The sequence below is a fragment of the Enemella dayhoffiae genome (assembly GCF_002250625.1).
GTDB lineage: Bacteria > Actinomycetota > Actinomycetes > Propionibacteriales > Propionibacteriaceae > Enemella > Enemella dayhoffiae.
This window is the reverse complement of record NZ_NMVQ01000034.1, coordinates 198867-225824: the sequence shown is the minus strand read 5'-3', so window position 1 is coordinate 225824 and position 26958 is coordinate 198867. Positions and strand designations below refer to the sequence as shown.

At 71.4% G+C, this 26958-nt stretch carries 19 protein-coding genes; 4 read left to right on the top strand and 15 right to left on the bottom strand.

All coding sequences use genetic code 11. The annotated features are described in order from the left end of the window. Nucleotides 1-123 precede the first annotated feature (123 nt). Complete coding sequence (locus CGZ93_RS13705) at nucleotides 124-1800, bottom strand: AMP-binding protein (RefSeq protein WP_094364696.1); 1677 nt, start codon at nucleotides 1798-1800, stop codon at nucleotides 124-126. Between the two features lie 48 nt (nucleotides 1801-1848). After that, complete coding sequence (locus tag CGZ93_RS13700; protein ID WP_407643951.1) at nucleotides 1849-3435, bottom strand: DEAD/DEAH box helicase; 1587 nt, start codon at nucleotides 3433-3435, stop codon at nucleotides 1849-1851. A 137-nt stretch (nucleotides 3436-3572) separates the two neighbouring features. Here CGZ93_RS13700 and CGZ93_RS13695 point away from each other — a divergent pair, with 137 nt between their 5' ends. After that, nucleotides 3573-4286, top strand: coding sequence for a ferritin-like fold-containing protein (locus CGZ93_RS13695; RefSeq protein WP_094364695.1), 714 nt, complete (start codon nucleotides 3573-3575; stop codon nucleotides 4284-4286). Between the two features lie 2 nt (nucleotides 4287-4288). Here CGZ93_RS13695 and CGZ93_RS13690 read toward each other — a convergent pair whose 3' ends face one another. The 12 genes from CGZ93_RS13690 to CGZ93_RS13635 all read right to left on the bottom strand — a co-directional run bounded on the left by CGZ93_RS13690 (nucleotide 4289) and on the right by CGZ93_RS13635 (nucleotide 18494). Then, entirely contained in the window at nucleotides 4289-4513 is a 225-nt protein-coding gene (locus CGZ93_RS13690) for a DUF3107 domain-containing protein (protein WP_094364694.1), read from the bottom strand. Nucleotides 4514-4600: 87 nt separating this feature from the next. Next, the gene (locus tag CGZ93_RS13685; protein ID WP_094364693.1) at nucleotides 4601-5539 is read right to left on the bottom strand and encodes an FHA domain-containing protein; all 939 of its coding nucleotides are present in this window, start codon (nucleotides 5537-5539) and stop codon (nucleotides 4601-4603) included. 2 nt (nucleotides 5540-5541) lie between these two features. Continuing rightward, entirely contained in the window at nucleotides 5542-6822 is a 1281-nt protein-coding gene (locus tag CGZ93_RS19775) for a vWA domain-containing protein (RefSeq protein ID WP_094364692.1), read from the bottom strand. A gap of 33 nt (nucleotides 6823-6855) precedes the next feature. Further along, nucleotides 6856-7986: a PP2C family protein-serine/threonine phosphatase gene (locus tag CGZ93_RS13675; RefSeq protein ID WP_324252449.1), complete on the bottom strand. Its 1131-nt coding sequence runs from the start codon at nucleotides 7984-7986 to the stop codon at nucleotides 6856-6858. A 38-nt stretch (nucleotides 7987-8024) separates the two neighbouring features. Continuing rightward, on the bottom strand, nucleotides 8025-10451 hold the full coding sequence (locus tag CGZ93_RS13670; RefSeq protein ID WP_094364691.1) for a serine/threonine-protein kinase: 2427 nt from the start codon (nucleotides 10449-10451) through the stop codon (nucleotides 8025-8027). After that, nucleotides 10448-11677 (bottom strand): hypothetical protein, encoded by a 1230-nt coding sequence (locus CGZ93_RS13665; protein WP_094364690.1) that lies wholly within the window; start codon nucleotides 11675-11677, stop codon nucleotides 10448-10450. Before CGZ93_RS13665 ends, CGZ93_RS13670 begins: the two co-directional genes overlap by 4 nt. Beyond that, on the bottom strand, nucleotides 11677-12621 hold the full coding sequence (locus CGZ93_RS13660; RefSeq protein WP_094364689.1) for a transporter substrate-binding domain-containing protein: 945 nt from the start codon (nucleotides 12619-12621) through the stop codon (nucleotides 11677-11679). The genes CGZ93_RS13665 and CGZ93_RS13660 overlap by 1 nt, the downstream gene beginning before the upstream one ends. Then, a complete protein-coding gene (locus CGZ93_RS13655; RefSeq protein ID WP_094364688.1) occupies nucleotides 12621-13958 on the bottom strand; it encodes a hypothetical protein in 1338 nt (445 codons plus the stop codon). The genes CGZ93_RS13660 and CGZ93_RS13655 overlap by 1 nt, the downstream gene beginning before the upstream one ends. Then, nucleotides 13955-15844, bottom strand: coding sequence for an AAA family ATPase (locus CGZ93_RS13650; protein WP_094364687.1), 1890 nt, complete (start codon nucleotides 15842-15844; stop codon nucleotides 13955-13957). Before CGZ93_RS13650 ends, CGZ93_RS13655 begins: the two co-directional genes overlap by 4 nt. Before the next feature lie 23 nt (nucleotides 15845-15867). After that, nucleotides 15868-16509, bottom strand: a complete 642-nt coding sequence (locus CGZ93_RS13645; RefSeq protein ID WP_094364686.1) for a hypothetical protein — start codon at nucleotides 16507-16509, stop codon at nucleotides 15868-15870. A 3-nt stretch (nucleotides 16510-16512) separates the two neighbouring features. Continuing rightward, a complete protein-coding gene (locus CGZ93_RS13640) occupies nucleotides 16513-17790 on the bottom strand; it encodes a toxic anion resistance protein (RefSeq protein WP_229117453.1) in 1278 nt (425 codons plus the stop codon). 77 nt (nucleotides 17791-17867) lie between these two features. Next, on the bottom strand, nucleotides 17868-18494 hold the full coding sequence (locus CGZ93_RS13635; RefSeq protein ID WP_094364684.1) for a TetR/AcrR family transcriptional regulator: 627 nt from the start codon (nucleotides 18492-18494) through the stop codon (nucleotides 17868-17870). Nucleotides 18495-18570: 76 nt separating this feature from the next. Between CGZ93_RS13635 and moeB the strand changes: the two genes are divergently transcribed. After that, nucleotides 18571-19776 carry a molybdopterin-synthase adenylyltransferase MoeB gene (gene moeB / locus CGZ93_RS13630; protein ID WP_094364683.1) on the top strand — a complete coding sequence of 402 codons (1206 nt, stop codon included), beginning with the start codon at nucleotides 18571-18573 and terminating at the stop codon, nucleotides 19774-19776. Between the two features lie 79 nt (nucleotides 19777-19855). On the opposite strand, the gene CGZ93_RS13625 is transcribed toward moeB, so the two are convergent. Further along, nucleotides 19856-20065 (bottom strand): cold-shock protein, encoded by a 210-nt coding sequence (locus CGZ93_RS13625; protein ID WP_094364682.1) that lies wholly within the window; start codon nucleotides 20063-20065, stop codon nucleotides 19856-19858. 383 nt (nucleotides 20066-20448) lie between these two features. Between CGZ93_RS13625 and CGZ93_RS13620 the strand changes: the two genes are divergently transcribed. Both CGZ93_RS13620 and CGZ93_RS13615 read left to right on the top strand, forming a co-directional pair. Beyond that, entirely contained in the window at nucleotides 20449-23682 is a 3234-nt protein-coding gene (locus tag CGZ93_RS13620; protein ID WP_094364681.1) for an ATP-dependent helicase, read from the top strand. Beyond that, the gene (locus CGZ93_RS13615; RefSeq protein WP_229117452.1) at nucleotides 23682-26957 is read left to right on the top strand and encodes an ATP-dependent DNA helicase; all 3276 of its coding nucleotides are present in this window, start codon (nucleotides 23682-23684) and stop codon (nucleotides 26955-26957) included. Before CGZ93_RS13620 ends, CGZ93_RS13615 begins: the two co-directional genes overlap by 1 nt. Nucleotide 26958 lies beyond the last annotated feature (1 nt).

Genomic DNA, 26958 nt, shown 5'->3' with positions numbered 1-26958 from the left:
CAGTCCGATCCGGTCTCCGATGCAGCGCGGACTGATGCTCGAAGAGCTGGAGCTCTCCTACCAGATCCGCCGGCCACCGCGGGGATGGCTATAGGAGATGAATCGGTTAGTGCGCCCACTGGTTCAGAGCCCCAGCAGTTGGGCGGCGGTGGAGCGCATCTCGACCTTGCGCACCTTGCCGGTGACGGTCATCGGGAACTCCTCGACCACCATCACATAGCGCGGGATCTTGTACCTGGCCAGCTTTCCCTCGGCGAACGCGGCCACGTCGGCGGTGTCCAGCTGCCTGCCGTCCCGGGTGATCACGAACGCGCACAGCTCCTCGCCGTATTTCTCATCCGGTACTCCGACCACCTGGACGTCGGTGATGTCGGGATGCTGATAGAGGAACTCCTCGATCTCGCGCGGATAGATGTTCTCCCCACCGCGGATCACCAGGTCCTTGATCCGCCCGACGATGTTCAGATAGCCGTCCGGATGCATCACCGCCAGGTCGCCGGTGTGCATCCACCCGTCGGCGTCGATCGCCTCGGCCGTCTTCTCCGGCTCGTTCCAATAGCCGAGCATCACCGAATAGCCTCGGGTGCAGAATTCACCGGTTTCCCCACGAGGCAGAGTTTTGCCGTCGATCGGATCGACGACCTTGACCTCGACGTGAGGGTGCACCCGCCCCACGGTTCCGCAGCGGTGTTCGACGTCGTCGTCGGGCATCGTCTGGGTGGACACCGGCGAGGTCTCGGTCATCCCATAGCAGATGCCCACCTCGGTCATGTTCATCTGCGTCATGCACTTCTTCATCACCTCGACCGGGCACGGCGAGCCGGCCATGATCCCGGTGCGCAGCGTGGAGAGGTCATAGGAGTCGAAGTCGGGCAGGTTCTGTTCGGCGATGAACATCGTCGGCACCCCGTGCAGCACCGTCGCCCGCTCGGCCTGCACCGCCTCGAGACAACTGGCCGCCTCGAACGTCGGGCAGGGCAGCACCTGAGTTGCGCCATGGCTGACACAGGCCAGCGACGACATCACCATGCCAAAGCAGTGATACAGCGGAACGGGATAGACCAGCCGGTCCTCGTGGGTCAGCTGAATCCCTTCCCCGACTAGGAATCCGTTGTTCAGGATGTTGCGGTGCGACAGCGTCGCCCCCTTCGGGAAGCCGGTCGTCCCCGAGGTGTACTGGATGTTGATCGGGTCATCGGCTGACAGCCCCCGCTCCGTCTCGGCCACCCGATCGGCCGGCACCGACTCCCCGGCGGCGAGCAGGTCGGCCCACGACAACGCCTCCTTGCCCGCTGGGGCGTACCCCTCGGGCAGCGCAGCGGCACCGTCGCCCGGTTCGCCGAACAGCACCACCTGCTTGAGGAACGGCAGGTTCGCCGACACCTGGGCGATCATCTCGGCGTACGCCGAGGTCTTGTACGCCCGGGCGGCGACCAGCATGGTGCACTCGGACTGGTTCAGCGCGTAGGCCAGCTCGTGGGTGCGGTAGGCGGGGTTGATGTTGACCAGGATCACGCCGAGCCGCGCGGTGGCGTACTGCAACAACACCCACTCCGCAGAGTTCGGCGACCAGATGCCCACCCGGTCGCCGACCGTCAACCCACGGGCCAGCAGCCCGCGCGCGACCCGCTCAACCTCGTCGGCGAGCTCGGCATAGGTCCAGCGCCGCCCGGTCCAGAACTCGACCAGCGCGTCGCGGTCGGGGTGTGCGGCGACCGTGGCCGCCAGGTTGGCGCCGATGGTCTGCTCGAGCAGGGCCGGCTCGGTGGGGCCGGCGGCGTACGACTCTGTGCCGTCCATGGCCGCATGCTACCGCTGCGGCGGCCCTGCCTAGCTGGATCGCGCGAATCAGTTCTCGGAGCCGGTCTCCTGAGCCGCATCGCCGTCGCCGCCGGCAGCTCCACGGCCGCGGCCACGAGAGCGCCGACGCCGACGCCGCGGCTTCTGCTCACCCTCGGCGCCGTTGGTCTCCGCGGCGTTGCCCTCTGCGGAACGGGCCGGCGTGGCGGCCTCCGGCGCGGGGCCGTTCTCGCCGGAGGCCAGCACCTCGCCGTTGCGGGTACGCCGCCGGTTCCGGTCCCGCTTGGGGCGCGGCTCGCGCTTGCGTTCGGTGCCCTCCTCGCGGTCCCGGTCCCGGGCAACGGGAGTGGCGGCCTTGAGCCGGCCGCGGGTGCCCTCGGGGATGCCCAGGTCGGCGAACAGGTGCGCCGAGGTCGAGTAGGTCTCCTCCGGCTGATCGAAGTCCAACCCGAGCGCCTTGTTGATCACCTTCCAGCGGGTGAGGTCGGCCCAGTCGACCAGGGTGATCGCGACACCGGAGGCGCCGGCACGGCCGGTCCGCCCGATCCGGTGCACGTAGGTCTTGTCGTCGTCGGGGCACTCGTGGTTGATCACGTGGCTGACCCCGGAGACGTCGATGCCGCGGGCGGCGACGTCGGTCGCCACCAGCACCTGCACGGTCCCCTCACGGAACTTCTTCAACGCCTTCTCCCGCGCCTCCTGACGCAGGTCGCCGTGGATCGGCGCGGCGTTGAATCCGCGGTCGACCAGATCGTCAGCGATCCGCTGGGCGGCCCGCTTGGTGCGGCAGAAGATGATCACCTTCTCCACCCCGGCGGCCTGCAGCACCCGCCCGATGATCTCCGGCTTGTCCAGGTCGTGGGCCTGATAGACGAACTGGGTGGTCAGCGGCACCGTCTGCGACTCGTCGTGGTGCTCGGCGCGGATGTTCACCGGTTGGGTGAGGTGGGTGCGGGCCAGCGAGGCGATCGCCGACGGCATGGTGGCCGAGAACAGCAGCGTCTGCCGGCTGTCCGGAGTGTTCGCCAGGATGCGCTCCACGTCCGGCAGGAAGCCCAGGTCGAGCATCTCGTCGGCCTCATCGAGGACCAGCACCTTGACGTGTCGCAGGTCTAGCGCCCGCCGGTTGACCAGGTCGAGCAGCCGCCCGGGCGTACCCACGACCACGTCGACCCCGGCCGCCAGCGCGTCCAACTGCGGATCATAGCCGACCCCGCCATAGACGGTCAGCACGCGGGCCTTGCGGATGGTGGACGCGACCTCAAGATCCTTGGTCACCTGCAGCGCCAGCTCACGGGTGGGGGCGACCACCAGCGCCTGCGGGGCGACGCCCGGCTCGTGGTCGACGGTGATCCGCTGGAGCAGCGAGATGCCGAACGCCAGCGTCTTGCCGGTGCCGGTGCGGGCCTGACCGATCATGTCGGTGCCGGCCAGCGCGATCGGGATCGACATCGCCTGGATCGGGAACGGATGGGTGATGCCGACGGCATCCAAGGCCTGGCTGATCTCCGGGAGCACGCCCAGGTCGGCGAAGGTGGTCTTCTGGTCCTCGACTGGCTCGGCGTCGGTCACCAGTTCGGCGGCCACGACGTCGCTGAGGGATTCGGTGTGGGTGTCGTTCGTGGACAGGATGATTCCTCACGATCAGGTCCCGGACCCGTCAGGACCCGGAGGCTTCGGACTCGCCCGGCGCGGCGTGCAGACTGAGCACGGGCCAGAGCAGGGCACGCGAGGACGCGTGCCGAAGGCCCAGTGTAGCTAGGGTGGGCGATATGAGTGAAACGCCGCGCGAGGTCTCGGACAGTTCCACGGCCGCAATCGACGACGACGGCGGCTATGGACAGGGCGTGGTGGACCTCCTCGGCACCCTCGCCTACGGCGAGCTGACCGCCTTCCAGCGGCTGGCCGACGACGCCGCCCACGCGCCCACCCTGGCCGACAAGGTGATGATGGCCTCCATGGCGGCCCAGCAGATCAACCACTTCGACCGGGTCCGCAGCCACCTGCTGGACCGCGACGTGGACGTGATGGTCGCGATGGAGCCGTTCCAGCAGCCGTTCGACGCCTATCACGACTTCGCCCGCCCCCGCTCCTGGCTGGAGGGCATGGTCAAGACCTACGTCGGAGACGGGTTCGCCGCCGACTTCTATCGCGAGGTGGCGGCCTACGTCGACCCGCAGACCCGCGACCTGGTCTTCGACGTGCTGGCCGACGACCGGGCCGGGGACTACATCGTGGGTCGGGTACGCCAGGCCTGCGCCGAGGATCCCAAGGTCGCCGGACGGTTGGCCCTGTGGGGTCGGCGGCTGGTGGGGGAGGCGCTCACCCAGGCCCAGCGGGTGGCCGCGGACCGGGACGCGCTGACCGGCCTGCTCACCGGCGCCGGACAGCGGCCGGGCATGCCGCTGGACGCCATCGGGCGGATGTTCGCCCGGCTGACCGAGAACCACGCGCTGCGGATGGAGCGCCTCGGCTTGGCGAGCTAGGGTCAGACCGCGCCGAAGCCCACCTTGCGCGCCTGCTCCTGACCGAGGTCGAGATAGGCGATCTGGCTGGCGCGCAGCAGCGTACGCCCGCCCTTGGCGTCGTGCAGCAGCAGGGTGTCGTTGCCGTCCAGCGCCTTCAGGTAGGCCTCCTGGACCTCTTCGGCGGTCTGGTCGGTGTCGACGGTGAGTTCGCGCGCGATGTGCTGGATCCCGACCTTGACTTCCACGGGTGCCTCCTCAGGCTTCGGTGTACGCCTCAACCTTTCCACACCGGCGGGCACGCTCCGGGGTTTGTTCGCCGACGGCGCACCGGCTCAGCCCTCGGCGTACAGCTCCAGCTCCTCGGGAGTCGAGCGACGCAGCACCAACCGGGTCCAGGCGCCCAGATAGATCCGGTCGTCGCCGTCGAGTTCGTGGCGGCGACCGGAGGGGATCGGGGTGGTGGGCAGCGGGCCGGCGGCGTCGGCGACGTAGGTGCCGTTGGCCGAGTCGAGGTCCTCGACGAACCAGCGGGTGCCGTCGGTGCTCAACTGGGCCTGGCGCCGGCTGATCCCGGAGTCGGGCTCGCAGTCGATGTCCGGGGTGATGCCGCGGCTGCGCGAGGGGCGGCCGATCAGCACCGAACGCTTGCGCAGCGGCACCACGTGCGGCAGGCCCGGTGAGGGCATCGGGTCCGAACTCTGCTGCAGGGCGTACCACTCCGGGTCGATCCACACCTCGAGCACCCATCCGGCGTCGCTGTCCGACCTGTCCGGCCTGGCCGGGGTGGAGCGGATCGGTTCGGCCCGCTCGTCGGTCTGGGGCGGCTGGGCCGGGGCGGGTTGCTGCGCCTGGGCGGGCGGGCCGACCGGCTGGGCGAACGGCACCGGCTGCGGCGCCGCAGCCGGTGCGGTCTCCTTGGCCGGGGCGGGCTCGGCCTCCTTCGACTCACTGTTGTCTCGCTCGCCAACGGAGTCTGCGGCGGGCATCGGGGTGTCCAGGTCGAGGGGGTTCGGGGTGGGGCGGGGCATGGTCCCGGTGGTGAAGTCATAGCCGCAGGCCTCGCAGAACAGCGCCTCGGCGGCGTTCATCACCGAACAGTTGGGGCATTCCAGGCCAGCCGGCGGTTTGGCGGCCGCCGGTTCTGGCCGCGACGCCGGAGCGGGTGCCGCACCGCCACTGGACATGGGCATCCCGCAGACATCGCAATAGTCGTCGGACTGGCTCGCGTGTCCGTCGGGGCAGCGCAACTGCTGTCCCGGAGAGGGGGGCATCGTCAACCTCGGATCCTCGTCGTCTTGGTGGAGGCGGTGTCCAGGGCCATCTCATCGGCCTTGTCGACGGACCGCTTCAACCTGACGGTACCGGTTTCCTCGTCCTGCACGTCGACGACCTTCCGCAGCTTGGCGGTCGCCTCGGCGTTGCCGGTCTCGCGGGCCAGCTGCACCGCCCGGCCGAGCCGGGTGGTGGCGGTCCGGTCGTCTCCGGACGCCTTGGCGGCCAGCCCCTGCTGGATCGCGTCGGCCAGCTCGGTCTGCCCGGTGTAGTGCGCCACCGCCGGGTTGATCCGGGTGGTCAGCGTGTCGTCGGAGGACCAGGTCGCCTTGACCAGCGCCTGGGTCACCACCTGGTCGTTCACCGCCAGCTGGACCCGGGCGGCCAACTGCTCCTGGCCCAGTGCGCGCGCGGCCAGGCGTACCGCGACGTGATAGTCCCGGGACTCATCACCCCAGGCTCCGGTCGGGTACGCCGTGGTGAGCGGGTTCACCTGCCGCGAGCGTGAGGTCAGGTCCTCGACGGTGGGGGAGACCTGGCGGACGAACAGCACCTGGGCGCCCTGCGGCGACCACACCCGCAGCTCGGCCTCGGCCACGCCACGACCCATCGACTTCTGCATCAGTTCGCTGAACACCGCCCCCAGCTGCGACGGGTGCGGGATCAGGTCAACGGTGCCGAGCAGCGCCTGCGCGATCCGGCGGATCTCGTTCACCTTCCAGTCCACGCCGATCCCGCGGCAGTCGCACTGGAACTGCCCGATCGAGGCCTGGATGGCGGCGTCCAGCTGCTGCGGGGTCTCGTTGTGGTTCTCCCCGTCGGTGAGCAGGATCGCGTGCCGCTGACGGATCCCCGGGACCGAGTTGAACAGCGCGCGGGTGAGGTTCAGCCACGACCCCATCGCGGTGCCACCGTCGGAGTGGAAATAGCGGATCGCCTGCGCCGCCTGATAGCGGGTGGAGGAGTCCATCCGCACCATCCCCTGACCACCGCGGGTCACCGGATAGGCGAGATAGGCCTGGTGGTTGCCGGCGACCACGGCGAACCAGGTGCCGTCGACGATGTGGTCCAGCGCGGCCGTCGCGGCGCTCTTGGCCGCCTCCATGTTCGTGTCGCCCATCGATCCGGAGGTGTCGACGATGATGATCTCTCCCGCGTCACCGCCGGCACCCTGCCCCGCTTTACCGGCCCCGCTGCAGGCGATCGTGACGATCGCGTTCACGTCGGTACCGCCGTCGGGCAGGAACTCGTTCTGGTAGACCTCGGATGTGAAATCGGCCATCTGCTCCCCCTGTTGGTGACTGGGCCCTTCAGCCTATCCGCGGACCCGGCCAGTGTGCTCGGGAGGCAGCGCAGAATCCCCGAACCGGGCCAGCGCCACGGTGATGTTGTCCTTGCCGCCCTGCTCGTTCGCCCAGGCGACCAGCCCCTCGGCCAACCCGGTGGGTTCGGCGTACGCCGGATCGGCGACCAGCAGCCGGGCCACCTGGGTCTCGAGCTCATCGGGGGTCGACGCATAGTTCCACAGCCCGTCGGAGCAGACCATCAGCCAGCCGTCACCCGGCACCTCGATCACCCCGCCGGTCGGGGTCAGGTCGGGCGCATCGCGTCCCAGCCACTTGGTGATCGCGTGCGCCTGCGGGCCGTTCTCGGCCTGCTCGCGGCTGGCGCCGGCGGCCATCTGCAACTGGGCGACCGAGTCGTCCACGCTGAGCTGGCGCGACTCGCCGGTGTCGGCCAACCAATAGATCCGTGAGTCACCCAGGCTGGCGTACGCGATCTCCCCGTCCTCCACCACGGCCGCGGCGAAGGTGCAGGAGGCCGCGTTGCGCGAGCTCGGTGCGGTGGCCTCGACGACCGCGTCGTTGGCGGCGACCACGGCGTCGGCCAGCACGGCCAGCACCGCCTGGTGCCGGGACTCGGCGACCCCCAGGCCACTCGGTCGCTGCGCGCCGAGCACGTCCCGGGCGGTCCGGGCGGCGGCCAGCGAGGCCACGTCGGAGTCCTCGGAGGAGGACACCCCGTCGCACACCACCAGCACGGCCCGGCCCCCGTCCAGCCCCAGCGCCATCGCGTCCTCGTTGCGGGAGTGCCGGATGCCGCGGTCGCACACCCCACCGAGCCAGCCGGCCGGGGTCTCGCTCCAGTGCTCCCGTTCGCTGGGTGCCTTGGCGCCGCACTGCTCGCAATAGCCGTCGGCGTCCACCGTGCCCCCGCACTCGCGGCAGGGTCGGGGCGCCGCGACCGGTTCGGGTTGGGCGGCGCGGGGCAGGTGGACCGAGCGGCTGTCCCGCGGACCGTCCGCGGACTCGGGTTCGGGGGTCGGGGGCTCGGAGCGTGGGGTGAGCTGGGCCCCGCAGCCCTCGCAATAGGCCTCCCACGGCTGCACGGTGGCGCCGCAGGAGACACAGGGCGTCGTCTCCGCGCGCGCCTCGGTGGCGGTCACGCCGGGTCCTTCGTTGGACAAGACAGGTCCTTCCTCGGTCACAGCAGGCTCCAGCGGCGCATCCGGTTGGCCCGGTCGATCAGCTCGACGCGGCGTTGCTCGTCGTGGCGGGCCAGCGACCGGTACGCCTGCTCCAGGCCGGCGCGCAGGGCGTCCTCCCGGGCCGGGTAGGCGCCCACCTGCTGCTTGGGCTGGGGTCCGGAACGGCGGACCTCGGTCAGTGCGCGTTCGAGGATGTTGACGCTGAACTCGTCGGCGTCGCGGCCGTCCAGGCGTACCCCCTCGATCGAGCGCATCGCCTCGTCCAGGTCGGCCAGCCCCTTGCCCATCGCGAGCAGGTGCCGGGCCCGCAACCGGCGCGACTCGGCGTAACCGCGGCTGGTCACCGGCACCATGTCCAGCGCGGCCACCGCCGAGGTGAGGTCGCCCCGGTGTGCCCGGATCCGGGCCAGCCCGAACGCGGAGGGGGTGACGTAGTTGGCGTCGGTGGACACGCACGTCGCATAGAGCGCCTCGGCCACCTCCGGTTCCTTGCCGCTCTCGCAGGCCATCGCCAGCGCCAGCTTGGGGGCCAGCTCACCGGGCAGCTGGCCATAGACCGCGTTGAACGCCTGCTGCGCGGTGGTCCAGTCCTTCGCCTGCAGGGCGGCCAGCCCGGACATCCAGACCGCCCGCCACTCCCACGGGTCGGCCTGCAGCAGCTGCCGGGTCTCGGCGGCCACGAGCGTGCTGTCGCCGATCTCCAGCGCCGCCTGGCAGCGGAACAGGCGTACCTCCGCCGACTCCTCGGGGGCCTGGGCCAGCACGGCCAGCCGCTCCCGCGGGTCGTCGATGTCGACGTTGCTGAGCCAGGCGTGCTGGGCGTCGGTGGTGTCGGGCCGCAGCTTCGGCAGCATGTGCCAGTCGAGCTGTTCGCCAAGGAAGGCCGGCGGTTCGAACAGCACCGAGGCGGCACTGGTCAGCGCGGTGCCGGCGGTGCGCCGGGCCACGGTCTCGCGGAGCACGCCGAGCAGCTGCACGCGCAGCTCGTCGGCGCTGGCGAACCGGTCGGCCGGGTCGGGGGCGCAGCACTTCTGCAGCAGCCGATAGAGCGAGTCGTTCTGCTGGAACAGCGGCGTCTGCTCGACCGGCGGCAAGGTGAACTCGAAACTGGTCTGGTATCCCTTGAACTCGGAGCAGAGCACCATCAGCGTGCGCCCGATGGTGAAGATGTCCGACTCCACCGACACCCCGGCCCGCGCCACCTCGGGCGCCTGATAGCCGACGGTGCCATAGATCGCCGACTCCTCGTCGTCGGCCCGGCGTACGCCACCAAGGTCGATCAGCTTGATCGCGTCACCGACCTGGATGATGTTGTCGGGCTTGAAGTCGCAATAGACCAGCCCCATGTCGTGCAGATACTGGAAAGCCGGCAGCGCCTCGATCAGGTAGGCCATCGCCTGGTCCGGCGGCAGCGGGTCGTAGTCGCCGCCGTTGGCCTCCATCCGATCCTTCAGCAGTTCCTTGAGCGACCGGCCGCCGACGTACTCCATCACGATGTAGCCGGCACCCTCGTGGGTGACGAAGTTGTAGATCTCCACGATCAGCGGATGTTCAACCTGGGCAAGGAATTGCTGCTCCGCGATGGCCGCGGCCAGGGCGTCGGCGTCACCGGAGTTGAGCAGGCCCTTGAGCACCACCCACCGGTTGGACACGTTGCGGTCCCGGGCCAGATAGATCCAACCGAGCCCGCCATGGGCGAGACAGCCGGCCACCTCGTACTGCCCGGCGACCCGGTCGCCACGCTTCAGCTTCGGCTCGAACGAGAACGGGTTGCGGCACTTGGCGCAGAAGCCGGTGGTACGCCCGGGCCGGTCGCCGCGGGACCGGCCGACCGGTGCCCCGCAGCTGGGGCAGTTGCGCCGGTTCTCGGGCACCATCGGGTCCTTCATGATGGCGCCCGACGGATCCACCGACGGCGCCGGCGGGACCCGGGTCAGCCCGGCGCCGATCCGGTTTCCGCGCATCCGCTGCGAGCCGGTTCCGGTACGCCGGGTCGAGCGCGATCCGCTGCTGGCCGCCCGCTGGGAGCCGAGCGCGGTGGAGCCGAGCCGCGAGGATCCCTTGGTCACCGTGGACAGCGCGGCGTCGTCGCCGACCGGAGTCGGTGCCGCATCCGGGGGCGAGCCGCAGATGTCGCAGTAGCCGTCGCGGATCTCCCCGCCACACCCGGGCATCGCGCAGCGACCCGTGGCGCGGGCCGCTGGCGGGGCGCCGGGGACCGGCTTGAGCCGGTTGCCCAGCGGTCGCGGCGGTGGGGTGGGCATCGTGGCATCGAGCGGGGCCTGACCGGCGGCCGGTGCGCTCGCGCTCGGCTGCGCGGGCGGTTGCGCGGCCGGCTGGGCGCTGCTGCTGGGCGGCATCCCGCACACGTCGCAATAGCCGTCGGCGATGCTGCCGGTGCAGCCCGGCTGGTCGCACTTCATCCGCGCTCTCCCTTCGGCTGCTGGGTGCGGGCCCGGTGCTGGGCGCCGAGCCACTGCACGCCCATCTCGTAGGCCTCCACCAGCTCGGTGGCCAGCGGGATGGGGGAGGGTTCGCGCTCCAGCACGTCGCGGGTGATCGAGTCGATCGCGACCAGGTCGCGGTGGTTCTCGAAGCCGGCCACGGTGGCCCGCTCGCGCTGCACCGCCATCCGCTCGACCAGCGTCGTGTGCTCGTGCAGCGCCCGGGTGTAGGACTCCTGCACCACCTGCATCGCCCGGCTGACCTGGTCCAGCTTCTTCAGATAGGCCTCGATCTTCTCGGCGGTGTTCGGCAACGGGCCGAGGGCCGCCACGTCGGGGACGGCATATTTCGGGGCCGGCGCGACCCTGCGTACGCACTGGGTGACCAGCTGGGTCAACGCCGCCTCCCGCGACTCCAGGTCGGCGCGCAGCTCGCGGGCCCGGTCGACCAGGCCGCGGGCCCGGCGCCGTTCGACCCCGCCGACGATCAGGTCCCGCTCGAACCGGGCCGCCTCGATCTCGGCCGGCCCGATCATTCCGCCCACGTCGCCGCCGCGGCTGTGCCGCTCGGTCATCTCACCGACGCGGGCGTCAAGCTCGGCCAGCCGGGTCGCCGGGGCGGCGCGCAGCGCGGCCGGTTCCAGCGCGACCTGGTCGCGGATCCGCTCCACCTGGGCGCGCAGGTCGCGCAGCCGGTTGGTCAGTTCGTCGGCCGCCGGGTCGAGCGCCAACCGGGTGCGCAGTTGGGCGGCCATCGCGTCGGAGAGCCGGCACGCCTCCGGCAGCGACACCGCGAGCCCGCTCTGGGTCGCACCCGGCGCGTGCGGGTGGGCGTCACCGGCGTCCGCGCGGGCCAGCAGGGACGGGTCGAGGGTGGCGTCCAGCCGGCCCCACACCAGCGCCGACAACCGCTCCAGCTCGGTCCGGCCGACGCGGCCGGAGTCCCAGGTGGCGAGCAGCAGGTCGAGCCGGTCCCGGACCGCCTTCCACAGTGCCATCGACAGCATCATGTCGCGGGTCAACTGGGCCCGTTGGGGGGAGCGGAGCAGGGCCGCGTCGAGCAGGTCCAGTTCGCGGCGCCGGGCGGCCGTCCAGTCGTGCAGCGCACCGAGATAGCGCTGGAGCTGTTCCGGCGGCACGGGTACGCCGATCCGGCCCGGCGCCAGCGGGGCCAGCACGGACCGGGCCCGGGACTGCGCCGTCATCACGACCTCCCGTAGGTCGGGGTGGGTGGCCGGCCGTCGCCACCGTAGGGGCGTACCCAGCGGTCGTAGCTGCGCTGCCACTCACCTGAGCCGACCCGTTGGGCGAGGACCGCGTTCACGAACCGGATCATGTCCACGTTCCGCTGCGGCGCCATCACCGCGAACTGGATCTCGCCGAGACCGGCGTCGCTGACCTTGGCGTACGGGTCCTGGCGGGCCAGCCCGCCGGCGATCGGCAGCGGCGCGACGACCACGTCCACCTCGCCGCGCTGGAACCGCATCAGGCAGTCGCTCCAGGTCCGCCCCAGGACCGGGTTGGGCACCTTGGCCCGGATCAGCTCCTGGGAGTGGGTGCCGGCCGGGACGCAGGTCGGGGTGGACCCGAGCGTGTTCGGGTTGAACTGGACCGACGGGCGGGTGATCGCCCGCAGCTCGGTCTTCAGATAGGGGGCCGACAGCGCCGCCCGCGCCCAGGTGGTGCAGCTCAGCCCGATCTGGTCGATCACCAGGTCCAGCTCGCCGGTCTCGACCTGCTGCTGCGCCTCGGCCGGACCGACCACCCGGAACTCGATCTTCCCGCCGGGGCCGAGGATCACCTCGGCGATGGCGCGGGCCAGGTCGATCTCGAAGCCGGTGATCTCCCCGGTTCCAGCTTCGCGCGAGGCCATCGACAGCGTGTCCGAGGAGACCCCCACGATCATCCGGCCGCGGTCGGCGACCCGGCCCATCGACGAGTTGGTCGGCACGCTGCCCGCCGGGGGCAGCGGCATCGGGTCATAGCTGCGCAGTGGGTCGGTGCACGGCCGCGGTGGGCTGCCGGGCGTGCGGGGGCCGGGCGGGTCCGAGGGCAGCGGAGTGGGCCGATAGCTCGCGCTGCAGCCGGTGAGCAGCAGTCCCACGGCCAGCAGCAGTCCGGTCACCCGACGGGGCAGCAGTCGACGCATCAGGCGTACTCCCTCAGCCTGGTCCGGATGCCCCAGCCGGCGCCGGCCACGGCGGCCAGCGCGCTCGCCATGCACAGTCCGGCCGCCACGAGCAGGCCGACGTACTGGTTGCGCAGGCTGGTCGTGGCCCGCTCGCCGGAGGTCTGCATCAACCGGGTCACGGACTCGTCGAAGCGGGCGAAGGTCTGGTTGGAGCCGGTCGGGGCGTCGTTGGTGGCCAGCTCACGGGCCTGGTCCCAACGTCCGGCCGCGTCGTTGTTGCGGATCGCCAGGTGCACGAACGAGTGGGTGTCCCACAGCTGGGTGAGCCGGTTCCGGTCGGTGGCGTCGGGGATCCGGCGCAGCGCATAGCGGGTCTCCCACGACGCGTCCGCCCAGGACTGCTCCAGTTCGCCACCGCCGGAACGCGAGATCAGCGTCAGGTTCTCGTACACCTTGGCGTCATAGCCGTGCGCCCGGGCGTTGGCCGCGGCCTGGGCGGTGGCCAACGACTGACTGTTCACGGTGTCGGAGGTGGTGGCGTTGTTGGCCATCGTCAGCGCGCCGGTGAGCAACCCGGCCAGCACCAGCACGGTGGCCGCACCCAGCCCGAGGTTGACCACCCGCCGGAACCGCAGCGCGGTCAGCCACATGGTGGCGATCAGCGCCGCCAGCGCGAGCACCCCGGTGACGACGATCCAGGCGCCCTGACTGGAGTGGGTCTGGTCCGACACCCGGGCGCGGTTGGTCTCGGCGAGCGAGTCCAGCACCGGCAGCATCCCGTTGCGCAGCTGGCCGCCGGCGTCGTTCAGATAGGCCTGGCCGACGGGGAAACCCTGCCGGTTGTTGTCCCGGGCCTGCTCCATGGTGCGGCTGTAGCGGCCCAGGGTGGCGTTCACCTTGACCAGCGCCACCCGGTCGGCGGGCTGCGCCTCGGCGGCCTCGACGACCAGCTGCTGGGCGTGTTCGAGGGCGTTCTGGTACGCCTGCTGCTGAGCCATCTGCTCCTGCCCGCCGAGCAGGAAGGAGTTGGACATGGTCGCGTCGGCGCGCAGCATCTCCGCCCGGATCGTCTGCACCCGCAGCAGTTGCTCGGTGTTGCGCACCGCCTCACCCATCCGGTGGTTGGCGTTCAGCAGTACCGCACCGGAGGCGCCGCCGAACAGCACCGTCGTCACCATGCACAGCGCCATCAGCAGCCGCAGCAGCTTCGGCGTGGGGACGCCGCTCGCCGGGGCGCTGGTGGTCCCGCGCGGGGCGGGCTGATAGGTGCTGCCCGGGCGCGGCGCCACCTGGCCCGGCGGCGCGGCGGCGGTGCCGGCGGTGGGGGCCTGCTGGGGAGCGGGGGCAGCGGTCACGGGCGATCCCCGGTGGGCTCATCGGGGGCGGATCGATCGGCGTCCCGCCCCGGGCCCGCGGAGCGCCGCGGCGTCGGCTCCGGGGCGCCGAAGTCGACCGTGCCGTCACCAGCGGCGGCCGGATCGTCGTCCTCGTCGTCGTCGGGGGCGGTGAGCGGCTGGCCGGGTTCCGGCTGCAGCCGGGCCAGATCGGGCAGTTCGTCGTCGTCCTCGTCGGCCTCGGCCAGGTCGTCGGGCAGCAGCGTGCGCAGATCCGCCAGCGTGGGTTCGGCCACCTCCCGCAGCCGCCAGGCGTGCGCCCCGACGGCCGCCTCCAAACAGTTGCGGGCGAACCGGCCGTTGCCGAAGCTGGAGTCGCGCACCTGCTCGCCGAGCAGCTCGCGGAACCGCTGCACGGTGTCCTCGGTCGCGTCATAGTCGGCGGCGCCGACCATCCCGGTGAAGATCTGCTCCAACTCGGCGTCGGTGTAGTCGTCGAACTCGATGGTGGTCCGGAACCGCGAGGTGAGCCCGGGGTTCTCGGCGATGAACACCGACATCGGCAGCGGATAACCGGCCACGATCACCACCAGGTCGTCGCGGTTGTCCTCCATCTCCTTGACCAGGGTGTTGATCGCCTCGGTGCCGTACTGGTCACCGGACAGCGAATAGGCCTCGTCGATGAACAGCACCCCACCGATCGCGGACTTCACCACCTCGGCGGTCTTGATCGCGGTCTGGCCCAGATAACCGGCGACCAGCTCGGAGCGGTCTACCTCCACCAGCTGGCCCTTGCTGAGCAGGCCCAGCGCCCGATAGATCCCGGCGACCAGGCGGGCCACCGTGGTCTTTCCGGTGCCCGGGTTGCCGACGAACACCAGGTGTCGGGTGACGGTGGGGGAGGACAGTCCCTGCTTGGAGCGCAGTCCCTCGATCCGCAGCACGGCGGCCTGCTTGTGGATCTCGTCCTTGACCCGGGCCAGCCCGGTGAGCCCGTCCAGCTCGGCCAGCAGTTCCTCCAGCGAGCGCGGTTCCGGCTCCTCGGCCGGTGTCTCCTCGGCCGGCTGGTCGCCGGACGAGGCAGCGGGGGCGGTCGGGGCCTGGGCCTGGCCGATGCCGGCGCGGTCGGGATCGTCAACACTGGTTGGATCTCCGACCGGCGGAGGCGGGGTGGCCGGGGAGGTGGCGGGGGGTCCGCCGGGCAGCCCGGCGAAGGCGCCGGGGCCGATCGGCACCGACGGGTCCAGATCCAGGCTGGACGCCAGCGGGTTGTGCTGGCGTACCCGATCCAGGTCGTCCTGCTGGCGCCGCACACTGTGCTGCAGCTGGTCCAGCACGTTGCGCAGCACCTCCGGCGCCTGCCGGGCGAAGTCCTGCGCCCGCGACCCGAGACCGGGCTGGTCCGTCGGCTCGTCGAGGTTGGGTGGGGTCGCCGGAATCTGCTCCGGGGAACCGAATTCCGGGCGTTGCGGGGTCGACTCGGGAGCCTTCGGCGCGCTTCCGGGGGCTGCGGCCAGCTGGGCCGCGGCGGCCGCCTGGGCGTTGCCCGCCACCCGCTGGTTCGGTTCCCCCAGGGTGCAGGCGCCGGTGCACACCTCGGCCAGCACCCGGGCGTACGCCGGAGCCTGCGCGGGCCGGGAGAGGGCCAACTCGTGCAGCAGCGCGGTCGGGGCGCCGCGCCAGCGTCGCCCGTGCTGCGCCATCGACATGAACCGCTCCGCGCTCGGCGCCTCACCCACCTGCTCGCACCAGTCCACGAACGCCTGCCGCCCGCTCTCGGCGACCGCGGCCGCCAGGGCCATACCCTCGATCCGCGCCGCCGCCGGATCGAGACCGACAGCGTCGGCGACGACCTCCAGCCTGGCCAGGGTGTCGGCCAGGGAACCGCTGGTGGCGTTCTCGGGCATCGGGTTCTCCTTGTGGGCAGGGATCAGGGCAGATCGAGCGGGTTGGCGGGCTGAGTCGGCGGAGCCGCCGGCGGGGGCGGTTGGCTCGGCGCCGCCAGCGGGGCCGGGCCCTGGGCACCCGCCTGAGGTGCCGGTCCGGACGTGTCTGCGCCGGCCGCCAGGTCGAGCTCTCCGCCGGTGGACTCGCCACCGAAGCGGGCGGTGAGGAAGCGCCCGTGCACGATCAGCGCATCGGCGTCGGAGCGGCAGACCGCGTCGAAGATCTTGTCCACGGTGGTGCCCAGCAGGTCGAGCTGGTCGATCAGCAGCATCAGGCTGGTCTTGCCGTTCTCCACCGGGCGCGAATCGGCCCAGTCCCGGGGGAGCCGCAGGTAAGCCGACAGCGCCTCCGGCAGATAGTCCGTCGCGGTCGCCATCACCGCATACGTCTCCGAGGACCCCATCCCGACGTTCTTCATCCTGGGCAGGGTTTCCCGCACTCCACCGGCCACCCGGCGCACCCGCGCCAGCACCACCGGGTTGAGTCCGGACTGGCCGGCCAGCTCCTCGGTGCGGTCGAGCGCGTTGAGGATGTCGTTCTCGCTCGGCACCACCGGAGTGGTGCTCTGATTGCCCTGCGGCTCGAGCTTCTCGTTGACGCCGCGGACCCAGTCGAGGAACCCCATCGACTAGCGCCCCTGCTGCTCGGGCGTACCACCCTCGAAGTCCATGCTGCCGGCGGCGATCCGCTGGTCGGCCTGGGACACCCGGTCGAGATAGGCCTTGGACTTGTCCACCTCGTGCTCCAGCACACCGATTGTCTGGGCCATGTTGTCCAGCGCCTGCAACTTGAACGAGTCGATCGAATCCATCGTCGCGTAGATGTTCGCGAACGCGTTCTGCAACTGCGGCAGCCCGATGGTGGAGGAGGCAGCCTGCTGCTGGATCGCCGCAGAGTTGTCCTTCAGTGCGATCGACGTCGACTCGATGATGCTCGAGGTGGTCGCGTTCAGCGCGGTGATCTGGTCCAGCACCAGCTTCTGGTTGGTCAGCGCCTGGGAGACGATGACGGCGGTCCGCAGGGCGGACATGGTGGTGGTGGCCGCCCGGTCGACCCCCTTGATCAGCTCCAGGTTGTTCTTGATGATGATGTCGATCGCCAGATAGCTCTGGATCGACACCGCCAGCTGGGTCAACAGGTCCTGGTGCTTCTGCCGGACATAGAACAGCACGTCCTGGCTCAGCGACTGGGCCTTGTCCGGGTCGGTCATCTCCAGCTCCGCGATCTGCGCGGCCAGCTTGGCGTCGAGGCGTTCGGCGATGTAGATGTACTGATTCAGCCGGCCCATGGTCGCCCACAAGTTACGCTTCTCCATGTTCAGCGCGACGTTGTCCTTGGTCAGCTCGTCCTTGCCGTTCTGCAACGAGTGCAGCAATCCGTTGAGATGGGACTGCGCCGACTGATACTTGCGGAAATAGTCGACGATCTTGTCGCCCATCGGGATCATCCCGAGGAATTTGCGCACTCCGGTCGCCTGGGCCGGGTCCAGGTCCTCGACGGTACGCCGCAGCTCCAGCAGGGTCTTGCCGATGTTGGAGCCCTGGGAGATCCCGCCCTCCTTGAGCGCCTTGACCGGCGCGTTCAGCAACCGGTTGGAGGTCTCGGCCGACTTGCGGATGTCGGCGTCACCCATGTTCCGCACCGCGGTGGCCTGCGCCTCCATCTCCGGCGACTTCGCCTGGGCGGAGGTCAGCGCGGTCATGAACGAGTCGACCTTCTGATCGAGCACGCCGACCTGTTCCGGGGCCACCTGCGGGGCCATCTTCGGGGCCTGGGTAGCGGTCACCGGTGCGGGGGCCGGGGGAGCCTCCAGGGTGAGGACGGCCTCGGCGCCGGGCGGTGGGGCGAGCGGCGCCGGCTGGGCAGCGGCGGCGCCCATGCCGCTCGGATCGGGTTGCATGCTCATCGTTTCCCCTCGCTACAGACGTTGGGGCCAATCTAGCGGGCCGGGGGTGCTGTGCACCGACCCTCGTCGGCAACGGTTCAGCGCTCGGTCCCGTGCTTGGGGAAGGTGCGGATGCCGCGCCAGGCCAGCGAGGCGACCAGGTCGGCAGCCTGTTGCACGTCCAGCTGCTGGCTCGACTCCGAGGCCCAGTGCCGGGCGCTGACCTGGGCCATCCCGACCAGGGAACTGCCGAGCAGTCGGGCCTGCTGGTCGTCCAGCCCGGTGTCCCCGGCGATCACGGCCCCGATCTCGCGGGCCATCTCCTGGTGGGCCAGCCAGAGCCGCTGCTCCACCTGGGCCTCACCGGTCAGGTCGGACTCGAACACGAACCGGAACGACCGCCCCGAGTCGGAGACGAAGTGATAGAGGGCGCTGACCGCGCCGTTCACGCGTTCCTTGTTGTCCTCGGTGGACCGCAGCGCCGAACTGACCCGCCCGACCAGCTCCACGCAGGCGCGGTCGACGAGCGCCAGATAGAGATCCAGCTTGGAGGCGAAGTGCTGATACAGCACCGGCTTGGAGACCCCGGCCGCTTCGGCGATGTCGTCCATCGCGGCGTTGTGGTAACCCTTGTCGGCGAAGACCGTGCTGGCCACATCCAGCAGCTGCAGCCGCCGCTGGTCACGCGGCAGGCGTTGTCGAGTGGGTGCGCTGCGCTCGGTCATTCCCGAATCCTACCGAGCAGTCACCTCATCGTCGGTGACCCGTCCAGCACCCGGCCCGTCGGCGTAGGGTTGCCGGGTGAACATCCCTCCCTTGGCGGCCCCCGCCGCCGGGCTGACGGCCGCGGAACAGCGCCGGTACGCCCGCCACCTCACGCTGCCCGAGGTCGGCCCGGAAGGTCAACGCCGGCTGAAGGACGCCCGCGTGCTGGTGGTCGGGGCCGGCGGACTCGGCTCGCCCACCCTGCTCTATCTGGCGGCGGCCGGGGTGGGCACCATCGGGGTGATCGACTTCGACGTGGTGGACGAGTCCAACCTGCAGCGGCAGGTGCTGCACGGCGTACCCGACCTCGGACGGCCCAAGGTGGACTCGGCCGCCGACGCAATCGCCCGGCTCAACCCGCTGGTACGCCTGATCCGCCACCACGCACAGCTCGGGACCGACAACGCGCTCGAGCTGGTCGGTGACTATGACCTGGTGGTCGACGGGACCGACAACTTCGCCACCCGCTATCTGGTCAACGACGCCTGCGCCCTGCTCGGCAAGCCCTACGTCTGGGCCTCGATACTGCGCTTCGACGCCCAGGTGAGCGTGTTCTGGGCCGGGCACGGGCCCTGCTATCGCTGCCTGTTCCCCGAACCGCCGCCGCCCGGGGCGGTGCCGAGCTGCGCCGAGGGCGGGGTGCTGGGGCTGCTCTGCGGTGCGGTCGGTTCGGTGCAGGCGGCCGAGGCGGTCAAACTGCTGCTGGGGATCGGGAAACCGCTGCTCGGGCGGGTGCTCGTGCACGACGCGCTGGCCGCCAGGTGGCGAGAGCTTCCCGTGGCCGCCGATCCCGCGTGCCCGCTGTGCGGGGACTCGCCGACGATCACCGCCCTGCTGGAGGACTACCAGGCCTTCTGCGGGATGACCCGCGGCGGCACCCCGGCCGGTGCGGCCTCCGGTGCCGCGCTGGAGGTCGAACAGCTGCGGGATCGGCTCGCCGCCCGCGAGCGGGGCGAGGACACCTTCCTGCTGGTCGACGTCCGCGAGCCGGTGGAGCGGGAGATCAGCGTCATCCCCGGTTCGGTGCTGGTGCCCAAGGGGGCGTTCGAGGGTGGGGCGGTCGACCTGGCCGAGCTCACCGCGGCGGCCGAGGGGGGCGAGGTGCTGCTCTACTGCCGCTCCGGCGTACGCTCTGCTCAGGTCCAGGAAATCTTGTCAGAACAGGGAATCCGGTCGCTCAACGTGGCCGGCGGCGTACTCGCCTGGGCCGAACGAATCGACCCCAGCCAGCCGACCTACTGACCTGCGTCGACTCCGCCCGCGGACACAGAAACGGCGCCCCGTGGGGCGCCGTTCGTGTGTGATCAGTCAGGGGTTGGGCTCAGAGAGGCCGCACCTTGTCTGCCTGCGGACCCTTCGGTCCCTGGGTGGTCTCGAACTCGACGCGCTGTCCCTCGTCCAGGGTGCGGAAGCCGTTGGTCTCGATCGCGGTGTAGTGGACGAATACGTCATCATTCGGACCTCCGCCGTCAACGGCGATGAATCCATAGCCCTTTTCGGCGTTGAACCACTTGACGGTTCCCTGTGCCATGCTCTTTCTACCTTCTCTTGAAACTCAGACCCGCGGTGCCGCGGCCCCATGACTGCTGGGCTCTCCCGGAGAAGCCCTGGATCGGGCGGGAACCGCGATACAAGCACTTCTGCAGCGTCTCCAACCCTTGCACACCCGATACCCATTCGGAATCCGATTCACCCCATTTGTCTACAAAAACACCTGTGAAACAGATGAGGATTCTCTGATCAGGGGCGACGCCCCTTGTCAGCCGGTCCTGGCTCGCGAGGCGGGCGTAGGTGCAGACACTGTGATGCTGATCACAGCATGCACCCTGTACGCCGGAATCGCACCCTCAGCGGACGGATTGTCGGTGGCCTCTGCTTGCATGGGAACGGTCGCAGAAGTGAGGGGAGGCCCAGATGGCAGGAATCGGCCTGCGGCGGAGGTCCGTCGAGGTTGCGGTGCCGCGTCTGGACGGGGATCAGCAGCGCGTGGTCGAGCACCCCGGCGGACCCCTGCTGGTGCTGGCCGGCCCCGGCACCGGCAAGACGACCACCCTGGTCGAGGCGGTGGTGGCCCGGCTGCAGAGTGGGCGCACGCCGCTGGTGCTCACCTTCTCCCGGCGCGCCGCCGCCGACCTGCGGGAACGGATCACCGCCCGCCTCGGCCGATCCACCGCCACGCCCACGGCGATGACCTTCCACTCCTTCTGCCACGCGATGCTGCGCCGCTTCGGTGCCGCCGCCGGCGAGACCGGTGGGGACCTGCGACTGCTCACCGCCCCGGAACAGGAGTTCCGGGTCCGCGAGACCCTGGCCGGTCTGGCCGACCGCGATCCCGAGCTGACCGGCTGGCCCAACGAGGTGCGCGCCGCCTATCCGACCCGCGCCTTCGCGGCCGAGGTACGCCAGGTGCTGGCCCGGGCGCGACAACTCGGGCTCGACCCCGAGGACCTGGTGGCCGCCGCCGAGCAGTCCGGGCGCCCGGAGTGGGCTGCGGTCGGCGGGTTCATGGAGGAATACCTGGAGGTGCTCGACTTCGAGCAGGTGCTGGACTATTCCGAGCTGGTGCACCGGTGCCGGATCCTGCTCACCGACCCCGAGGTGCTCGCCACGCTGCGGCGGGAGTTCGACGGGCTCTACGTCGACGAATACCAGGACACCGACCCCTCCCAGGTGGACCTGCTCGCCGATCTGGTCGGACCGGGCGGGGACATCGTCGCCGTCGGCGACCCGGACCAGTCCATCTATGGTTTCCGCGGCGCCGAGGCGCGCGGCATCCTCGACTTCCCCGACCGGTTCCGCACCGCCGACGGCGCACCGGCCCCGGTGGTGGCGCTGGGCACGACCCGACGATTCGGTCCGCGGATCGCGGACGCCACCCGACACCTCGCCGAACGGCTGCCGCTGGCCCGTTCCCTGCCGGCACCGGTCCGGGAGCGATTCCGGCAACCCGTTGCGGCGGGATCGGCCCCCGGCGGACGGGTGGACGTGCTGACCTTCGAGTCGACCGGGGCCGAGGCCGAACACATCGCCGACCTGCTCCGCCAGGCCCACCTGAACGAGGGCATCGGCTGGGCCGAGATGGCGGTGCTGGTGCGCAGCGGCCGGCGCAACCTGCCGCCGCTGGTGCGCGCCCTGTCCGCGGCGGGCGTACCGGTGGAGGTGGCCGGGGACGAGATCGCGCTCTCGGCCGAGCCGGCGGTCCGGCCGCTGCTGCTCGCCCTCCAGGTGGCGCTGCGCCCCGGCGCCCCGGACGCCGACGAGGCCGCACGGCTGCTGGTCTCGCCGCTGGGCGGGCTGGACAGCCTCGGGCTGCGTCGGCTGGGACGCCGGCTGCGGGAGTCCGAACGCCTCGAGCTGGGCGGGGCGATGCCCGAATCCTCGGCCGAGCTGTGCCGGCTGGCGCTCGGCGACCCGGGCCGCTTCGACGACTGCGAGCGGGCGCTGGGGCCGACCACCGAGCTCGAGCGGGCTCGTGAGCTGGCGCTGCTGCTCGCCGCCGCGCGCACCCGCATCGAGTCCGGCGGCACCGCCGAGGAGGTGCTGTGGCTGCTCTGGTCCGGCACCCGCTGGCCGGCCCGGCTGCGCGCGGATTCCTTTGCCGGTGGGGATCCCGCCCGGCGCGCCGACCGCGACCTGGACGCCGTGTGCGCCCTGTTCGACATCGCCGCCCGTTCCGAGGAGCTGATCGGCGTACGCGGGGTGGAGTCCTTCATGGCCGAGGTGGAGGCGCAGCAGATTCCCGCCGACACCAACCGGGAGAGCGATGTCGGTGGCCGCGGCGTACGCCTGCTCACCGCGCACCGGGCGAAGGGGCTGCAGTGGCGGCTGGTCGTCGTCGCCTCCGTCCAGGAGGGCGGCTGGCCCGACCTGCGGGTCCGCGGATCGCTGCTGCAGGCCGACCGGCTGGGCCGACTCGGCGGGGGGGTCGGGCTCAGCGAGGGGCTGTCCCTGTCCGAACGGCTGGCCGAGGAACGCCGACTGTTCTACGTCGCCTGCACCCGGGCCCGGCAGCGGCTGTACGTGACCGCCGTCGAGGGCACCGAGGGCGAGGGGGATCAACCCTCGAGGTTCCTGAGTGAGCTGCGGGTCCCGGTGCAGCCGATCACCGGGCGACCCCGGCGACCGCTGACCCTGGCGGCGCTGGTCGGCGAGCTGCGCCGGGTGGCCGTCGACCCGGAACAGCCCACCTCCCTGCGGGACGCGGCCGCGGTCCGGTTGGCCTGGCTGGCCGACGCCAGCGACGAATCGGGGGGCCCGCTGGTCCCCGCGGCCGATCCCGCGCGGTGGTGGGGGATGCGCGACACCTCGCGCGCGGACGCACCGGTGGTGCCCGCCGACGAACCCGTCCAGCTGTCCGGTTCCGCGCTGGGCAGTCTGCTGTCCTGCCCGCGCGAGTGGTTCCTGTCCCGGCGGGCGCAGGGGGAGTCCGGTCGGCACAGCGCGGCCACCGCCGGTGAGGTGCTGCACCTGCTGGTGGACCACGCCGCCCGACACGAGGTGTCCACCGAGGAATTGGTGGAACACCTCGACGAGGTGTGGCAGCAGCTCGACTTCGACGCCCACTATCTGTCGGCCGTCGAGCGGGTGGAGGCCGAGGCGATGGTGCAACGGTACGCTGCCTGGGAGAGCGCCCAGCAGCGGGAGTTGCTCGGGACCGAGGTCGGCTTCAGGCTGCAGGTCGAGGTCGACGGGGCGCCGGTGCTGCTCACCGGCAGCGTCGACCGGCTGGAGCGGATCGCCGACGGGCGGCTGCACGTGGTGGACTTCAAGACCGGCCGCAGCGAACCCGACCGCCGCGAGGTGCCCTCCCACGAACAGCTCGGGGTCTATCAGTTGGCCGCCCAGCAGGGTGCCTTCGACAGGCTCACCGGCGGCGAACGCCGGGTCAGCGGGGCGGAACTGGTCTATCTGCGGCTGCAGGAGCGCGGCGACCTGCTCTATCCGAAGGTGTTCGTGCAGGCCTCCCTGGACGACCAGCCGCACCTGGAGGGCGATGATCCCGACCAGCCCACCTGGGTGCACGACCGGATCTCGCGGGCGGCGCGGATGATCCGCACCGAGGACTTCCAGGCCCGGGTCGGCAAGAGCTGCCGCTACTGCTCCTTCGTCAGCTCCTGCCCGGCCCAGGGCGCCCAGGTGGTGGAGTGATGAGCGGACTCGCACACCTCACCCAGCTGCGGCTGAAACGACGGCTGAAAGACCCCGCGGAGCTGTCCGAGGCGCTGCGCATCCCTTTCTCCGAGCAACAGCTGCAGGCGATCACCGCACCGCTCGAGCCGGGCGTGATCGTGGCCGGCGCGGGATCGGGCAAGACGACGGTGATGGCGGCCCGCGTGGTCTGGCTGGTCGGCTCCGGCGCGGTCCGCCCCGACCAGGTGCTCGGGTTGACGTTCACCCGCAAGGCCGCCGCCGAACTGTCCTCCCGGGTGCGGGCGGCGCTGCTCGGTGCCGGGGTGCTGGACGCCGACGGCATCGACGAGGGCGGTGAGCAGGTGGTGATGACCTACGACGCGTACGCCGCCCGGCTGGTCGCCGAACACGGCCTGCGGATCGGGGTGGACGCCGAACAGACCATGATCACCGGAGCCACCCGGTGGCGGCTCGCCGCCCGCGTCGTCTCCAGCGCGGCCGGGCCGTTCGAGGCGCTCTCCCGGTTCCGGCCGGCCACCCTCACCGAACGGGTGCTCAAGCTGGACGCCGAGCTGCAGGCCCACCTGGTCGGCCGGGCCCAGCTGAACCGGCACGCGCGGGAATACCGGCTGGCCTGGGGGCAGGCGCCGCAGTGGCGGGGCAACCCCTACAAGTCGGTGCAGCAGGCCGAGGCGGCGCTGGCCGAACGCCTCGAGCTGGCCGGACTGGTCGGGGACTACCAGGCGCTGAAGCACCGCCTCGGGGTGGTCGAGTTCGCCGACCAGATGGCCACCGCGGCCCGGCTGGTGCGGTCCGCCCCCGAGGTGGGCCAGCTCGTCCGCGATCAGTTCCGGGTCGTGCTGCTGGACGAGTACCAGGACACCTCCGCCGCCCAGGTGTCGGTGCTGCAGGGCCTGTTCAGCGGTCCCGACGCCGACACCGGGCGCGGCCACCCGGTGACCGCGGTGGGCGACCCGTTCCAGGCCATCTACGGCTGGCGCGGGGCCGCGGCCAGCAACATCCTCAACTTCAGCAGCGACTTCCCCCGCGCCGACGGCGGGCGGGCTGCCCAGTTCACGCTGACGGTGAACCGGCGCTCCGGCCAGACGATCCTCGACGTGGCCAACCTGCTGGCGGCACCGCTGCGGGGCGACCCGCTGCTGGATTCCGGGCCGGTCGACCTGACCGGGACCCGTCTGGTCGCCCCGGCCAGCTCCGGGCCCGGGACGGTGCGGGCCGCCACCTTCACCACCTGGCAGGAAGAGGTGAGCTGGCTTGCCGACCAGGTGGTCGCCGCGCGGGACGGCGGGGAACTGGACGCCTGGTCCGACGTGGCGGTGCTGACCCGGCGCAACGCCGACATCGCCCCGCTCTATGGCGAACTGGTCTCGCGGGACATCCCGGTCGAGATCGTCGGCCTCGGCGGGTTGCTGCACCTGCCCGAGGTGCGCGACGTGGTGTCCACCCTGCGCCTGCTCGACGACGTCACCGCCAACCCGGATCTGATCCGGTTGCTGAGCGGGCCGCGCTGGTCGATCGGGCCGCGGGACCTGGCCCTGCTGGGCGCGCGGGCCCGTGAGGTGGTGCGGGAGCAGGGCGGCAACGCCGAAGCCGAGGACGACCTGAGCGCCGCGCTGCAGGGGGTGGTGTCCGGGGTCGACCCGACCAGCGTGGTCAGCCTGATCGACGCGGTGGAGGATCCGGGGGCGCTGCCGTTCTCGCCGGCGGCGCGAGAGCGGTTCGCCGCCTTCGCGGCCGAGCTGGCGGAGCTGCGCGCCCACTCCGACGAGCCGGTGCTCGACCTGACCCGACGGGTGATCACCACGCTCGGATTGGAGGTGGAGCTGGTGGCCACCCCGCAATTCGCGGTGACCGACCGCCGGCACCAGCTGGCCGTGTTCACCGACGCCGTGGCCGCCTATGTCGACGTCGACGGGGACGCCTCGCTGAGCGGGCTGCTCGCCTATCTGCGGGCGGAGGAGGAACGCGGCAACGGACTGGAGCGCGCCACCCCCTCGGACGCCGATTCGGTCAAGCTGCTCACCGTGCACCGGGCCAAGGGGCTGGAGTGGCGGCAGGTCTATCTGCCGGCGCTGGTGGACGGGGTGTTCCCGTCGACCCGGGTGCTGGACAACTGGGTGAAGCGACCCGACGCGGTTCCCTCCGACCTGCGCGGGGACCGGGCCTGGATCCCGCAGCTCGAGGACGCCAGCGACGCCGGGATCAAGGCGTACGCCACCGCCCTGAAGGACCAGCAGCGACTGTCGGAGGACCGCCTCGGCTACGTCGCGGTGACCCGGGCCAAGCAGGTGCTGATCGGCAGCGGGCACACCTGGCGTCCCGGCAACGTCAAGCCGATGAAGCGGTCGGACTATCTGAACGCGATCATCGAGGAGGCCACGCGTCAGGGCAACCTGCTGGCCGAGGCGCCGCTGTTCGCCGCCGATGACGTCAACCCGCTGGACGCCGCCACCGAACCGGTGCCCTGGCCGCGACCGCTCGACCCCGACGCGCGGGCCCGGCGCCGCGATGCGGCCCTGGCGGTGGCCGCGGCCCGGGAGCGGTTCCGGGCCACCGGCGATCACGAGCCACCCGACCCCGCCCCGGTGCTGCTCGACGAGGCGGAGCTGATCGCCTCCTGGGATGCCGACGCGGAACTGCTGCTGGCCGAGGCGCGGGCCGCCCGCCGGGGCCCCGCGGAGGTCAGGCTGCCCGGATCGCTGTCGGCGACCGGGCTGCTGGCGGCGGCCAACGACCCGCAGGCGTACGCCGAGGCGCTGCTGCGGCCGATGCCGCGGCCGCCCTCGCGCAGCGCCCGCTTCGGCACCCGCTTCCACACCTGGATCGAACGCCACTATGCGGTGCGCGGTGCCACCCTGCCGCTGGTCGACCCCGACGACCTGCCCGACCGGGTGGACGCCGGGGTGGGCGATGACCTGGAGCTGCGGGAGCTGTGCCAACGGTTCACCGAGGGCCGCTTCGCCGAGCGGGTGCCGGAGGCGCTGGAGGCACCGTTCACGCTGCTGGTCGAAGACCTGGTGATCCGCGGACGGATCGATGCGGTCTATCGCAGTGCGGACCCGGACTTCGACTGGCTGGTGGTCGACTGGAAGACCGGTCGTGTCGAGGGAGCCGACCCCGGACAGCTGGCGCTGTATCGGCAGGCCTGGGCGGAGCTGCAGGGCGTGCCGGTGCAGCGAGTGGACGCCGCCTTCTATTTCGTGCGCACCGACACCGTGCTCCGCCCGCCCCGACTGCCCGAGATTTCGGAGCTGCTGGACGCGCTAGCGTGAG